This window comes from Coprococcus sp. HCN-4056 (assembly GCF_037892645.1).
Taxonomy (GTDB): Bacteria; Bacillota; Clostridia; order Lachnospirales; family Lachnospiraceae; genus Coprococcus; species Coprococcus ammoniilyticus.
On sequence record NZ_JBBKBL010000006.1, the window covers coordinates 15,244 to 30,300 of the forward strand.

The 15,057-nt window shown below is 41.9% G+C and carries 15 protein-coding genes; 1 reads left to right on the forward strand and 14 read right to left on the reverse strand.

Annotated features, from left to right (window positions below; all coding sequences use genetic code 11):
• Positions 1–164: 164 nt before the first annotated feature.
• The 9 genes from WKT03_RS10185 to WKT03_RS10225 all read right to left on the reverse strand — a co-directional run bounded on the left by WKT03_RS10185 (position 165) and on the right by WKT03_RS10225 (position 8,688).
• Positions 165–1,547, reverse strand: a complete 1,383-nt coding sequence (locus tag WKT03_RS10185) for a sensor histidine kinase (protein WP_021944988.1) — start codon at positions 1,545–1,547, stop codon at positions 165–167.
• Between the two features lie 57 nt (positions 1,548–1,604).
• Positions 1,605–2,279 (reverse strand): response regulator transcription factor, encoded by a 675-nt coding sequence (locus WKT03_RS10190; RefSeq protein WP_021944989.1) that lies wholly within the window; start codon positions 2,277–2,279, stop codon positions 1,605–1,607.
• A gap of 96 nt (positions 2,280–2,375) precedes the next feature.
• A complete protein-coding gene (locus tag WKT03_RS10195) occupies positions 2,376–4,142 on the reverse strand; it encodes a Na/Pi cotransporter family protein (RefSeq protein ID WP_340391833.1) in 1,767 nt (588 codons plus the stop codon).
• 143 nt (positions 4,143–4,285) lie between these two features.
• Positions 4,286–4,576, reverse strand: coding sequence for a hypothetical protein (locus WKT03_RS10200; protein ID WP_117807158.1), 291 nt, complete (start codon positions 4,574–4,576; stop codon positions 4,286–4,288).
• A 36-nt stretch (positions 4,577–4,612) separates the two neighbouring features.
• Complete coding sequence (phoU, locus tag WKT03_RS10205; RefSeq protein ID WP_340391836.1) at positions 4,613–5,263, reverse strand: phosphate signaling complex protein PhoU; 651 nt, start codon at positions 5,261–5,263, stop codon at positions 4,613–4,615.
• 14 nt (positions 5,264–5,277) lie between these two features.
• A complete protein-coding gene (gene pstB, locus WKT03_RS10210) occupies positions 5,278–6,033 on the reverse strand; it encodes a phosphate ABC transporter ATP-binding protein PstB (RefSeq protein ID WP_117785649.1) in 756 nt (251 codons plus the stop codon).
• Between the two features lie 27 nt (positions 6,034–6,060).
• Complete coding sequence (gene pstA, locus WKT03_RS10215) at positions 6,061–6,924, reverse strand: phosphate ABC transporter permease PstA (protein ID WP_008402765.1); 864 nt, start codon at positions 6,922–6,924, stop codon at positions 6,061–6,063.
• A complete protein-coding gene (pstC, locus tag WKT03_RS10220; protein WP_021944993.1) occupies positions 6,925–7,776 on the reverse strand; it encodes a phosphate ABC transporter permease subunit PstC in 852 nt (283 codons plus the stop codon).
• A gap of 15 nt (positions 7,777–7,791) precedes the next feature.
• Positions 7,792–8,688, reverse strand: a complete 897-nt coding sequence (locus tag WKT03_RS10225) for a substrate-binding domain-containing protein (RefSeq protein WP_021944994.1) — start codon at positions 8,686–8,688, stop codon at positions 7,792–7,794.
• 303 nt (positions 8,689–8,991) lie between these two features.
• On the opposite strand from WKT03_RS10225, the gene tsaA reads away from it, so the two are divergent.
• Positions 8,992–9,663 (forward strand): tRNA (N6-threonylcarbamoyladenosine(37)-N6)-methyltransferase TrmO, encoded by a 672-nt coding sequence (gene tsaA, locus WKT03_RS10230; RefSeq protein WP_340391838.1) that lies wholly within the window; start codon positions 8,992–8,994, stop codon positions 9,661–9,663.
• Between the two features lie 225 nt (positions 9,664–9,888).
• On the opposite strand, the gene WKT03_RS10235 is transcribed toward tsaA, so the two are convergent.
• The 5 genes from WKT03_RS10235 to nadA form a co-directional block, all read right to left on the reverse strand.
• Positions 9,889–10,224, reverse strand: coding sequence for a cupin domain-containing protein (locus WKT03_RS10235; RefSeq protein WP_021944996.1), 336 nt, complete (start codon positions 10,222–10,224; stop codon positions 9,889–9,891).
• Between the two features lie 46 nt (positions 10,225–10,270).
• Positions 10,271–11,671, reverse strand: coding sequence for a MocR-like pyridoxine biosynthesis transcription factor PdxR (pdxR, locus tag WKT03_RS10240; protein ID WP_340391840.1), 1,401 nt, complete (start codon positions 11,669–11,671; stop codon positions 10,271–10,273).
• Between the two features lie 429 nt (positions 11,672–12,100).
• Positions 12,101–12,664, reverse strand: a complete 564-nt coding sequence (gene pdxT / locus WKT03_RS10245) for a pyridoxal 5'-phosphate synthase glutaminase subunit PdxT (RefSeq protein WP_021944998.1) — start codon at positions 12,662–12,664, stop codon at positions 12,101–12,103.
• A 75-nt stretch (positions 12,665–12,739) separates the two neighbouring features.
• On the reverse strand, positions 12,740–13,615 hold the full coding sequence (gene pdxS, locus WKT03_RS10250) for a pyridoxal 5'-phosphate synthase lyase subunit PdxS (RefSeq protein WP_021944999.1): 876 nt from the start codon (positions 13,613–13,615) through the stop codon (positions 12,740–12,742).
• Between the two features lie 440 nt (positions 13,616–14,055).
• Complete coding sequence (gene nadA / locus WKT03_RS10255) at positions 14,056–14,970, reverse strand: quinolinate synthase NadA (RefSeq protein ID WP_340391842.1); 915 nt, start codon at positions 14,968–14,970, stop codon at positions 14,056–14,058.
• Between the last annotated feature and the right edge of the window lie 87 nt (positions 14,971–15,057).

The following is a 15,057-nucleotide window of genomic DNA, read 5'->3' on the forward strand; positions in this document are numbered from 1 at the left end:
GCATTTCTTACATTTTTACCTTGAAATTTAAAATAGCGTGTGTTAATATAATATCAGAATAGTAAATAACATACAATCTTGAATTTTAAATCGGTGTGTGTGAATACTTATAAATCAAAGGAGCCTGTTTCCTAACTTCTTACAGGCTCCTTTTCCTTATCTTTTTATCTGCTCTGAAAGGTAATCGTTATCTCTGTTCCCACATTCGGTTCACTTGTTATATCAAGCTTCGCATCATGCTGCGCTACGATGTGTTTTACGATCGCAAGTCCAAGACCGGTTCCTCCGGTTGACTTCGACCGACTCTTATCGACCCGATAGAATCTCTGGAACACCAGTCCCAGATGCTCCTCAGGTATTCCGATACCGGTATCCTTCACCTTCATGACAACTGAATGATCTTTCTCATAAGAATACACAGTTACTTCTACAGTTCCATCCGGTTTATTATATCGGATCGCATTATCGGTCAGATTATATACCAGTTCTTCCATCATCATCTTATTACCCATAATATAGCTTGGCTGACCGGAGAACTTCAATGTAACATTATGTTTTTCTGCCGATAGCATCAGCATATCCACATTCGATCTTGCAACCGCACACAGGTCGATTCGTTCCATAGATGGTGCATTCTCTGTTACATCAAGCTCTGACAGACGAATAATGTCATTGATGAGGGTAAGCAACCGATTTGAATTACGATGGATCTCTGTAGCAAATCGTCTGACATCACCATCTGCCGCCATTCCGTTTTCAATCAGCTCAGAATAACCGGAGATTGCTGTCAGAGGTGTCTTTAACTCATGAGATACATTTGCCGTAAATTCCTGTCGCATCTGTGCATTCTCCATAATATCATTATGCTGTTCCCGGATTGTATCGATCAATGGACGAATTTCCTTATAGGCGTTAATATCATCAACATGATCCAGATCCTTTGCCATCTGTCCGATCGGACAGACGATACTCTTTGTCAGATATCGGGATATCAGAACCACGATAGTCACAAGCACCAGCATAATAACCGTCATACTTGGAAGTCCCTTCAAAAAAACACTGACAATGCTGCTTGTCTCCTTTGATACACGAAGTACACAACCATTTGAAAGCCGGATCGCATAGTAGAATGTACTCATATTGAGCGTCTGGGAAAGACGGGTATCCTCGCCTTCTCCTTTCTCAAATGCCTCCTCAATCTCCGGTCTGTCGTTGTGTTTTCCCATGGTCTCCGGATCTGCCATGTTATCATACTTAACCGTTCCATCCGGTGCAACTAATGTAATACGCAATTCTGTATTCTTAATCCTTACATTGCGGAGCTCACTGATATCATCAAATAATCCTGCACTCTTCAAGGTCTGTGTGTAATTTTCCAGATCGCGCATGATCTCCTTTTTAAACAGATCATAATAAACCGTTGTCGAAAGTATCATCGTACACAATATCGCAATCAGCGTCAATGCTATAAAGCGACTGTTGATCTTGCTGGATAATCGTTTGTCTTTTCTGACCTTCTTATCCTTTTTATCTTTCTGTTCTTCCATAAAAACCTGTTCTTTCTGTTATAAGATTCTTCTGTTATAAAATTTTCCTGCTTCTTCTTATTCCATCTTATATCCGACATTACGAACTGTCTTGATCATATTCCCTGCATCTCCCAGTTTCTGGCGCAGAGTCTTGATGTGCATATCAAGAGTCCTGGATTCACCTTCGTAATCCGTTCCCCACACATCCATCATGATCACTTCTCTCCGAAGTACAATTCCGGCGTTGATCATTAACAGCTTTAACAATTCAAATTCCTTAAAGGTCAACTCACACGGAATATCATTCACATGCACGATACGCTTCTCGGAATCAAGGGTTACGTTCTTCAGCCGAAGAATCTGATCCTCCTGAATACTCTTGCTTCTGCGAAGCAATGCTTTAACTCTGGATATAAGCTCCATTACGCCGAATGGCTTTGTCAGATAATCATCTGCTCCGATATCCAACCCCTTTACCTTATCAAGTTCTGTTGTCTTTGCCGTCACAAGAATGATTGGCACACGCACAGTCTCCGGACGTTCTCTTAATTTTCTGACAATCTCCAGTCCATCCTGATCCGGTAACATGATATCCAGTAGGATCAGATCCGGAATCTTCTCTGTCATTCTGGAAAAGAAGCTCTTTGCATTTGCAAATCCTTCTGTTACATATCCCGTGTTCTTTAAGGCAAACATTTCTATTTCCTGAATGTTCATATCATCTTCTACAATATAAATCAATGCCTGCATCTGCCGTTCCTCCTGTCTCTGTTCTTTCTTATCTATAATAATATATTTCTAATATATGGTCAAAGTAATTTACACTTTATGATATCGTATACTTTACTATAAACTGTACTTTTCCTTATACATGCTGTACATCGCCTGAAACTCTACATTTGATTCCTGTTTGACCCGGTTCAGATACTCATGCGTATCAAAGCTGTCTGTCTTAACCTGAAGCAGTGATGCTGCCACATTTGAACAGTGATCTGCCACACGTTCATAATTATTCAGAAGATTTTCAAGAGCGATACCAAGCTCGATCGTACATTTTCCCTTCTGCAGACGTTTGATATGCTGCTTTTTGATCGTAGCATTCAGCCCATTAATTACTTCCTCCAATGGTTCAATCCTCTTTGCTATTTTCATATCATCTTCATTCAGTGCTTTACAGGTCATGCTCATAATCTCATAAACTGCATTTGAATACAGATTTAATTCTGCCATTGCTTTATCTGAGAATACCATTTCTTCCTTGTGCATCTTAGCATAAATTTCTGCGATCGCTAATGCATGGTCGGAGATACGCTCCAGATCTCCGATACAATGAAGCCCATTGGATACACGTTTGCTGTCTTCCTCTGCCAGTTCTTTTCCGCTGACCTTCGCCAGATACGTTCCGAGTTCATCTTCGTATTTGTCTACGATATCTTCCAAAGCCTCAACACGTTGCCACTTCTCATCCGAATAATCCTTCATCAACTCTAATGAATCGTATAACGCTTCAGCTGAATACCCTGCCATCTGATTCATAACATCCATGCTCTGTGTAACGGCAAACGCCGGCTGCTCCAGGAATCTGGCATCCAGATGCTTTAACGGTACAAGCTCCGCAATCTCCTCAACAGGTTCTTCTTTCTCACGGATCGTAAGAGTTGCCAGCTTCTCAAGACCCTTTCCAAACGGAAGTAATACAATTGTTGTCAGAATATTAAATATACTGTGGATCACTGCAATGCCAGCCGGAGTTGCCATATCCTGTAATACACCGAAATTTACAAATGCATTGATTGAATAGAATACGATCATAAAGAGAATGGTTCCGATCAGATTAAAGTAAAGATGTACAAAAGCTGCACGTTTCGCATTTTTCTTTGCTCCGATACTGGATAATAATGCCGTTACACAAGTACCGATATTCTGTCCCATTATAATAGGAAGTGCCGTTCCATATGTAACTGCTCCTGTCATGCAAAGTGCCTGTAAGATACCAACCGATGCCGATGAGCTCTGGATGATTGCTGTAAATAATGTTCCTACGATCATTCCGAGTACAGGATTTGAGAACATTAAAAGCACATTTGCAAATTCAGGAACATCTGCAAGAGGAGCAACCGCACCGCTCATTGCATCCATTCCGTACATAAGGATCGTAAATCCCAAAAAGATCATGCCAATATCATGTTTTTTCTCATTCTTGGAAAACATCAGAAATGCAATACCGATAACCGCTAGGATCGGAGAAAATGAGGATGGCTTTAACATCCGGATCCAGATACTGTCTCCCTGAATTCCTGACAAACTTAAGATCCAGGAAGTAACTGTCGTACCGATATTGGCACCCATGATAATGCCGACCGCCTGACGCAGTTTCATAATCCCGGAATTTACAAAGCCAACAACCATAACGGTTGTAGCCGATGATGACTGAATAACCGCTGTTACAGACGCTCCAAGCAGCACCCCTTTGATCGGCGTTGAAGTCAGCTTTTCAAGGATACGTTCCATCTTACCGCCCGCCGCACGGGTCAGGCCGTCTCCCATTACGTTCATACCAAATAAAAACAATGCAAGTCCGCCAAACAGTGCAAGTACATCAAAAATACTCATAAAAAAATTCCTTCCTTTTTACATAAATTAGACATTTGTACCTTCGCACATCATCGTATAACAGGTATGTAAAAAGGAAAGGATTCCTACGTAAAGTCTGTGTAAAATTTTAAAATTTGTTTTACATTTCACGCTGAATGCGTTTAATATTCTTCCTGTCGCTGTTCAAGATACGTTCTGTCAGGACCGTCGTTTTGTAAAATACATACGATACCGCCAATCAATCCTACCAGACAAATACCATATCCTGCCGATACCAAAATGCTCTCTGCCATACTCCATGATGACATAAGCCCGATTCCTTTCAACGTGACAGCTACAACCACAGCGATCACGCCCCAGACGATACTGTTCAATAACAAAAACATTTTTATCAGGTGCTGTTTACTTTTTCCTTTACCGGCATCTGCTGTCATATTCCATATACGTCTCATGACAATCACCTCCTGATCCTGTATCCTATAAGACTCTTAATTTCCGGAAATATGTTCTCCTGTTATATAATATATGACCCATTCTGAAATATTCGTTGCATGATCGCCAATCCGCTCCAGATATTTTGCAACCATCAAAAGATCGGTTTCCTGTTCCCCTGCATCTGCATTCCTGTGGATCAGATTGATCAATTCACTCTTCACTTTTATAAACAGATCATCTACCACATCATCCTGGGCAATAACTTTTCTTGCTTTTGTAAGATCAAGATTCACATATGCTTCTATACTGTCAACCAACATGACCATGCTTTCTTTTGCCATTGCCTTAATATGTTCCAATTCTTTTACATAAGGTTTGCCTGCCATCTGGATCGTCAGTTCAGAAATATCTGCTGCATGATCACCGATACGTTCCATATCCGTTACCATTTTCAGTGCAGATGAAACCTGACGAAGATCTGTTGCAACCGGCTGCTCCATTAAAAGAAGTTTAAAACACAGACTCTCAATATCCTTTTCCTGCTGATTGATCTGATCATCCCTGCGGATAACCTCCTGTGCCAGATCAACATCCTGATTTACAAGTGCTTTGATCGCCTTTTCGATCACACCCTCGATCATGGATCCCATCTCAACCATTTCATCATTGAGTTTTTTCAACTGTCTGTCATAATTTGTCCTCATTATCTTTACTCCTTTTAACCAAATCTTCCTGTGATATAATCCTCAGTTCTCTTATCCTGTGGTTTCGAGAACATCTTCTCGGTATCATCAAATTCGATCACCTGACCCAGTAAGAAGAATGCTGTCTTGTCTGCAATACGGGTTGCCTGCTGCATATTATGTGTAACCATGATAATCGTATAATCATGTTTCAGCTCCATAGCAAGATCTTCGATCTTTGACGTAGAAATCGGATCAAGTGCTGATGTCGGTTCATCCATCAGTAAGACCTCCGGTTCAACCGCAAGTGCTCTGGCGATACAAAGTCTCTGCTGCTGTCCGCCGGAAAGACCCAGTGCCGATTTCTTCAGTCTGTCTTTTAATTCATCCCATATTGCCGCCTGTTTGAGAGATCGTTCTACGATCTCATCCAGTTTTTCTTTACTATGAATACCATGTGTCCTTGGACCATATGCTATATTGTCATATACACTCATTGGGAAAGGATTCGGATTCTGAAACACCATTCCAACCCGTTTTCTTAACAGATTTACATCCATTCCGTCAAATATATCTTCACCATCTAACTTCACATCACCCGTGATGTTACAACCTTCCACCAGATCATTCATACGGTTTAAACATTTTAAAAATGTTGATTTACCGCATCCGGAAGGTCCGATAAATGCTGTAATCTGTTTTTCCGGTATTTCCATATTTACATCTTTCAACGCATGGAATTTACCATAGTGAAGATTCAGATTTTTTACATCAAATTTTATATTGCTCATCTATTTATCTCCGTTTACATCTATCTGTTATCTGTCTTTTTCTGTTTTCGCCGACATTTTCTTTGCAATTGCATCGGATGCGAAATTAATCAATACTACGAATACAAGAAGAACAACGGCTGTTGCATATGCCTGATCCGTATGAAGTCCCTCTTTGGAAAGAAGATACATATGTACGGACAAGGTTCGTGTGGAAGAAAATAAATTCTTCGCTATTCTCGGCACACTGCCTGCCGTATAGATCAACGCTGCTGTCTCCCCGACAATTCGCCCGGTTGCAAGGATAACACCGGATAAAATACCCGGAACAGCACTCGGTAAAACAACCTTAAATACTGTACGAAGTTTTCCTGCACCAAGTCCAAAGCTTCCTTCTCTGTATGACTTTGGAACAGCCAGCAAGGCTTCTTCTGTTGTTCTCATGATAACCGGAAGCACCATGATCGCCAGTGTAAACGCACCGGACAGCAGGGACAATCCCCATCCAAGCTTTGTCATAAATAAGATCATTCCGAACAAACCATATACAATAGATGGAATACCTGTCAGTGTTTCTGCAGTGATACGTACAATTCCAACCAGCTTATTTCCTGATTTTGCATACTCCACCAGATAAATAGCTGCGAAGATACCGATCGGTCCCGCAATCAGCAGTGACAGTAATGTCATAAACAACGTATTAACCAATGCCGGAAGCATCGAGCAATTATCCGATGTATATTCCAGCTTGAACAGATCCGGTGTCAGATTCGGAATTCCTTTTGCAAGAATATAGATCAAAATAAAAGCAATACAAACCAACGTCAAAGCTGCTGCCAGATAAACAAGTATCCGAAGGATCAGTGAGCCGGGACGTCTTTTATATTCCGCAAGTAAATTTCTTTTTCCCATTTAGTTCACCGTCTTTCTTTTTAAAATTGAAAACAGCAGGTTAATGATCAGAATGAATACAAACAATACAACGCCTGTTGCGATCAGAGCCTCTCTGTGAAGATCCTGGGCATAACCCATTTCCATTACGATATTTGCAGTCATGGTTCTAACACCCTTCATCAATCCTTTCGGCATATGGACCTGATTTCCCGCCACCATGATAACAGCCATTGTCTCACCGATCGCACGACCAACGCCCAAGATGATCGCTGCCATGATACCGGATCTTGCAGCCGGTACTACGGTAAGAAATACACTTCTTTCATGTGTCGCTCCAAGTGCTAATGCACCCTGATAATATTTATCCGGGACTGCACTGATCGAAGTTTCAGATACACTGATGATCGTCGGAAGTATCATGATGCCAAGCAGTACAGATGCGGTAAGCATTGTATTTCCGTTCACTCCGAAAATCTGTCTGACTGCCGGAACAAGTACACACATTCCAAAAAATCCGTATACAACCGATGGGATTCCTGCCATCAGATTGATAAATGGTTTAATGACCTTATATGCTTTTGGTGGGCAGAATTTTGATAAAAATATCGCTGTCAGAAGTCCGATCGGAACGCCGATCACGATTGCCCCGGCCGTAACGTAGATACTGCCAAGAATAAACGGAAGGATTCCAAAATAATCATTGGTCGGTCTCCAGACTTTGCCAAAGAGGAAATCAGTCAGACCGATTTCCTTCATGGCAGGAATACCACTTGCAAATAAGAACACACAGATCAATAAAACCGCTGCTATCGATACAAATGCCGCTAACAGGAATACGATATGCATGAATATTTCTTTAAACTTTTGCATAGAGGACACTCCTTACTATTTGACATCTGCCCAGGTTGCTGCTTCTCCTGTAAAGATTGATTTTACCTGATCGGTAGTTAAATCAGTTGCAGGGTTATTCTTATTTACAATAACTGCGATACCATCCATTGCGATTACAGTAGCTGTAAGTCCTTCACCTGTCTCGCTATCCTTCAGTTCTCTGGATGCCATACCGATATCACATGTACCATCTGCCGCTGCTGTAATACCTGTTGTTGAATCAGATTCCTGAAGCTCGATATCCGCACCACTGTTCACTGCCTTATATGCCTCTGTTAATTTCTCCATAACAGGAGTTACAGATGATGATCCGGCAATTACGATTTTACCGGTTGCTCCTGAAGACTTAAATGCTCCTGAATTTGCAATCTCGATGTAACCATTGCTTGATACGATCTTCTGTCCATCTTCACTCATAATATAGTTGATAAAATCCTGTGCTACATCACTTACCTGACCCTTTGTTACAATGTTGAATGGTCTTGATAATGTGTATGTACCGTTGTTGATATTATCTGCTGTTGCTTCAACGCCGCCAATCTTAACTGCCTTTACGGTATCATTTAATGCTCCAAGTGAGATATAACCAATCGAATAATCGTCTCCTGCAACTGTTGTGAGAACTACTTCTGTACTGTTTGCTGTAATCGCGCTCGTAGTTGTCTTATCAACTTTATTTCCATCTGCGTCCTTTTCTTCTACACCGGTCAGTTCCACAAATGCTCCTCTTGTACCTGAGCCTTCCTCTCTGGATACAACTGAGATCTCCTGTGATGTATCAAAACTTCCGCTCTTGGAATCTGAACCACCTTTACTTCCACATCCTGCAAGGCATCCTGCCGCAAGTGCTGCACTTAATGTTAACGCTAAAATCTTATTTCCTTTTTTCATTTTAATTTTCCTCCAATTGACTCTCTGGGCTCAGAATCGTTCATCTTTCTGATCCATTCAAAATTATGTAAATTGCGAAACCGGATCGCGCGCCCTTTTCCGGATCGCAGGATTATCATACGGCATCTATGTAAAATACATCACCATCCCAAAGTAAAGGAAAAGTAAAAACTTTGTGTAAACGGAAGAAATGTAAAATTATGAAGAAACGCACTTTATGAGTTTCTATGGAAAATAAAAAATATTCATGTTACTATGAACAGCAGATACAATTCCGTTTTTGAAAGGAAGAATAAAAGCATCATGAATATCATCGGACACGTATATACAGATTTTCAGGAAAAATTTGGGATTCCCAGACAGAGCGGTCTGGTGGATGAACTGACCGGAACGGTCGTTTTTCTGCCGGAATACAGACAGCCGGAAGCCTTCCGGGGGCTGGAGGATTTCTCCCATATCTGGATCCTGTGGGAATTCCATAAAGCCAAACGGGAGAACTGGAGTGCAACAGTAAAGCCGCCGAAACTTGGCGGCAATAAAAGAATGGGCGTATTCGCGACCAGATCGCCGTTCCGCCCAAATAATATAGGTCTGTCTTCTGTAAAATTGACAGGAATTGAATATACCGATGACTATGGTCCGATCCTGCATATCTCTGGTGTTGATCTATTAAACGGTACTCCTGTATATGATATCAAACCTTATATTCCATATACAGACTGCCACCCGGATGCCACCGGTGGTTTTACCGAACACATTCATACGGAAAAGCTGGATGTCACCTTTCCGCCGGAGCTTCTTGCAATGATTCCGGAAGCCAAGCGTCCTGCCCTGATCGGCATTCTTGCAGAAGATCCGCGTCCCGGCTACCAGCACGATCCCGACCGCAGATATGGCGTCGCCTTCGCAGGCTTCGACGTGCACTTCCACATCAACGGCAACATCCTCACAGTGTGTGAGGTGGTGGCTGTATGATAACCGAACGATAAGAGACAGGGGCAGAGGATATATATCTTTATTCCGCAGAACACTTTCGTTCTATTCTCACGTAGCGGTACTAGGCTCACTGCTTATGCAGTTCACCAAGGACCGACGTTCGAACAGGTCTGCTTCATAAAATATATATCCTCTGCCCCTGTCTCTTATCTGTTTATATACTAACATTAGCAATCATATAAACCTTAGGAGTATGTTTGACGCTCAGTGCTCGTGTTCCGGTACAACAGCGAAGAATATGAGGTCTTCGGTGCCTTCGTTTGACAGGCTGTGGGTTGCTCCCTGCGGACAATAATGGCAGTCGCCCGGATACAGCTTCTCTTTGGTGTCCTCATACTCCATCGTTCCGACACCGGAAAGTACATAAATAATTTCACTGTTTCCCTCATGTGTATGTGTTCCGATCGATGAACCAGGCACAAGTCTGCCCTTCATGATCTTGTTGTTCATATCCTGAAACATATGCACATGGAATGTTCCTTCTCCCCCTTTAAAATTCTCGATCGCTGATTCTGCGATTGTATCAAACGATATCTTCATATGATTCCTCCTTATATGGTTCCTTATATTAACACCCGCACACTCTTTATTCGATACTTTCAATCAATCTTCTGACTGCTTCTTCTATATGCTCCGGCATGATACCGGAATAATTAATAACCAGTGTATGATATCTGGCATTTTCGGTATTTCTATAATACTGGCTGAGAAATGAAATGTGAATATCTCTTGCTTCGGCATTATTCCGCAGCCGATCGTCACTGTAATTTGTATCAATCTCCAACAGGAAATGCAGCCCTGAATTCTCTTCGCGAATACGAATCTTGTCCGGATTCATATATTTTTTAATGCATGCAAGCACCAGATCCCGCTGTTCTCTGTAATAATTACGCATGCGGTTGATGTGTTTTTCCAGACAACCATCGGTGATAAATCTTGCAAGTGTATATTGCTCGATATTTGACACCGTACATGCATAAAAGCTGAGCATCTCATCATATCGCCGCATCAAACTCTCCGGGAGAACCATATAACTGATACGGATCGTAGAGGAAAGGCTCTTGGAAAATGTGTTGATATAGATGACCTTTTCGCCCACATCGATACTTTCAAGTGTAGGTACCGGCTTGCCAACCAGTCGAAATTCACTGTCATATTCATCTTCGATGATATAGCGGTTGTCCTTTCTTGATGCCCAAGATAACAATTCATATCTCCTGCTGACAGGTGTTACCAGTCCGGTCGGAAAATGATGCGCCGGCGAAATATGAAGTACATCTGCGCCAGATTCTTCCAGAGCCTCCATATTGATCCCATTTCCATCCATTGCCACAAATTTGCAGCATACATTCTGCGCCTGATAGATCCTTGATATCTTCTGATACCCCGGATCTTCGACCGCATAACATTTGTCATAGCCAAGCAGCTGAATGATAAGACCATAGAGATATTCTGTTCCGGCTCCTATGATGACCTGCTCCGGCTTCACATCCATACCACGGAACTGATACAGATAGCCTGCTACGGCGCTTCGCAGCTCATAGACACCCTTGGACGGTGATCGGGACATCAGCTCTTTGCTGTTTTCCGCCATCACTTCTTTTAAAAGCTTTGACCAGATGCTGAATGGAAACGCATCCTCTACCGTTGAGTTACTGGCAAAATCCGCAAAATATGTTTTCTTTTCTTTCGGCTTTTCAAATTGCTTCGCCGGTCGCTCCGGCAACGGCTTCATCAGATCTGCCGAAATGTCCGTAACATAATAACCGCTTTTCGGAATCGAATATATATATCCTTCGGCAACCAACTGACTGTATGCATTTTCCACGGTGATCGTGCTGACATTCAGATTTTTTGCAAGCAGACGCTTCGATGGCAAACGTTCCCCTGCTACAAGCTTCTTAGACAAAATATCTGTTTTGATCTGCTTGTACAGATATTCATATAACGTATCTGTTCCTCGATTTTCCAGTGCATATGTCAGCATAGCAAACCGCCCTTCACATTATTCCTGCCGGCATCACACCCCCTTTGCGATACCATAGTTATAAAATATTATATGTGGGAAGAAAGCATTATGCAAGTTTTTTACATTCTATAGATAGACAAAAACTCTATGGCATCCCGCCCTGTGCCTGTCCTTATAGAAATGCCGTGCTGCGTTTTCTACTCACTGCACATGTTAAATTCGTAAATACTCCTGTGCTAACTCGCCTTCGGCTCAAACAAGCACCCGTATTTACTAACAATGTGCAGTTCATAACGAAATCCTCGCAATGGCATTTCTATAAGGACAGGCGCAGGGCGGGATATCACATAGTTCTTATATATGAACAATAAAAAACGGTATTTATTATCGTACAGTCAACCTGTTCAATAATAAATACCGTTATCTTATTGTTTACTTTTATTGTCCTTATTTGATCATGTCTAAGAACATCTGATGAATACGGGTATCATCGGAAAGCTCCGGATGGAATGCCAGTGCGATCTGGTTCTGATATTTTACCGCTACAATGTGACCATCTACCTCGGCTAATACCTCAACACCCGGCTTTACACTCTCGATATATGGTGCACGGATAAATTCCATCGGATATACTCCAAGACCTTTGATCTCGCCATCATAATGAAAGCTTCCAAGCTGTCTGCCATATGCATTTCTCTTTACGCAGACCGGAAGGGTCGCAAAATGACGTTTATCATCATTGGACAGTTCTTCTGCAAGAAGGATCAGTCCCGCACAGGTTGCAAGAACCGGCATGCCCTGTTCGATCTTTTCTTTTAATACATCATACATATCAAGCTCTTTTAACAGCTTACCCTGAACAGTGCTTTCGCCACCCGGCAAAACGATACCGTCAAAATCCTGTTCCAGATCACTTTTCTGTCTGAGTTCTATTGTTTCTGCTCCAAGGCTCTCTAACATTTTCTCGTGTTCGATAAATGCGCCCTGAACCGCTAATACTGCTATCTTCATCGTGTCAGTTCATCCTTTCGCTTATGTCGATCATCCATCATTACGATATCCGCATCTATTTGTCTGTCTGATATTTTACTTACCACGCTCAGCCATAAGGAGTTCGATCTCGCTCTCATTGATACCAACCATAGCTTCACCAAGATCCTCTGATAATTCAGCGATCAGTTTTGCATCTGTGAAGTTTGTAACAGCCTTAACGATGGCATTTGCACGCTTCTCCGGATTTCCTGACTTGAAGATACCGGATCCAACGAATACGCCTTCAGCACCAAGCTGCATCATAAGAGCTGCGTCTGCCGGTGTAGCAACACCGCCTGCTGCGAAGTTTACAACCGGAAGGCGCTTGTGCTCATGTACATATAATACAAGGTCATATGGAACCTGAAGAACCTTTGCTGCATCATATAATTCATCTTCACGCATAGAAGAAATACGTGCGATCTCGCTGTTCATCATTCTCATATGTCTTACAGCCTGGACAACATCACCTGTACCGGGTTCACCCTTTGTACGGATCATGGATGCACCTTCATTGATTCTACGAAGTGCCTCGCCGAGATCCTTAGCACCACATACAAATGGTACTTTGAACTTTGTCTTGTCGATGTGATATACATCATCAGCAGGTGAAAGAACTTCACTCTCATCAATGTAATCGATCTCGATTGCTTCAAGAAGCTGAGCTTCTACAAAATGTCCGATACGGCACTTTGCCATAACAGGGATAGATACTGCATCCTGAATACCTTTGATCATCTTAGGATCACTCATTCTTGATACACCACCTGCTGCTCTGATGTCAGCAGGAATACGCTCCAGTGCCATAACTGCACAAGCACCTGCTGCCTCGGCGATCTTTGCCTGCTCCGGTGTTGTTACATCCATGATAACGCCACCCTTTAACATCTGTGCCAATTCTTTGTTTAATTCATACTGTCTGTTTGCCATAATCGTAACTCCTTTTTTCATTTGATGTGTGTATTTATCTGTAACATATTCATCCTTGAATATCACTACTCAAAATCACGAACAGATTCACTACAAACCTGCTAGGATTTATTATAAAATTATCTGACCATGTTGAAATATTCAATTTCAAACTTTTTCTTATATCCAAACTGACCATATCAATATGTCACATATGCAAATACCAGATATCAGATTATGTAAACTGACCTCTCGGACAGATCACCGTATTGTATAATAAACAAAATAGCAGGAAAATGTTGCGAAAACGCCTGCGTTTCGATGATTTTGTGCCGGGATGGAGGACACAACGATTTTATCGTGTCCGAAATCCCGTGCATATAAAAACCAATCGAAGCAAAGTAAGTTTCGCATTTTTCCTGCTATTTCTGTTTATATGAAATACAGTGATCGTCCGGCTTCTAGCCAAGGCGCAGCATCGCATCGATGCTCTTTCTGGCTTTCTGCATTGTCTCCTCTGTAAGGGTAATGCTCTCGCCCTCACCATTTACCACGCAGTTATAGACATCACCAAGTGTCGTCATCTTCATGTTGTGGCATACACAATCCTTAGACAATGCATAGAAACGCTTCTCCGGGTGTGCAAGCTGAAGGTGTGACACGATACTATTCTCCGTACCGATAATGAATTCTTTTGCATCACTCTTTGCTGCATAATCCATAATTCCGGTTGTACTTCCGGCATAGTCTGCAAGCTCCGTTACTTCCTTTAAACATTCCGGATGTACCAGAAGTAATGCATTTGGATGAGCTGTTTTTGCTTTCTCTACATCTTTTACGGTTACTCTGACATGTGTCGGACAGCCGCCCGATACCAGCTTAATATTCTTTTCCGGTACCTGCTTCTTTACCCATGAACCGAGATTACAGTCAGGAATAAATAAAATATCCTTTTCCGGCATATTCTTCACGATCTTTACTGCGGAAGAAGAAGTAACACAGACATCACTTAATGTCTTTACTTCCGTTGTAGTATTCACATATGCTACAACTGTATAATCCGGATTCTTCTCACGAAGGGCAGCTAACAGATCATAGTCGATCTGGTCTGCCATCGGGCATCCGGCATCCGGCTCCGGCAGATATACTGTCTTTTCCGGTGATAACAGTTTTACAGTCTCTGCCATAAAACGCACACCACACATGATCATAGTCTTTTGAGGTGCTTCCGCTGCTCTCTGTGCAAGGCCAAAGGAATCTCCTACATAGTCAGCTACTTCCCAGATATCATGGCTCTGGTAGGCATGTGCAAGAATACAAATATCCTTTTCCTTCTTTATTCTCATTATTTCATCCTGCATCTCTTTTATATTCATGACAATTTTCTCCTTTGTCTGTTATGTTTTCATTTTTTGTTAAAGAATGCACAGTAAGTATACCGCATATTGAGAAAGATTACCATC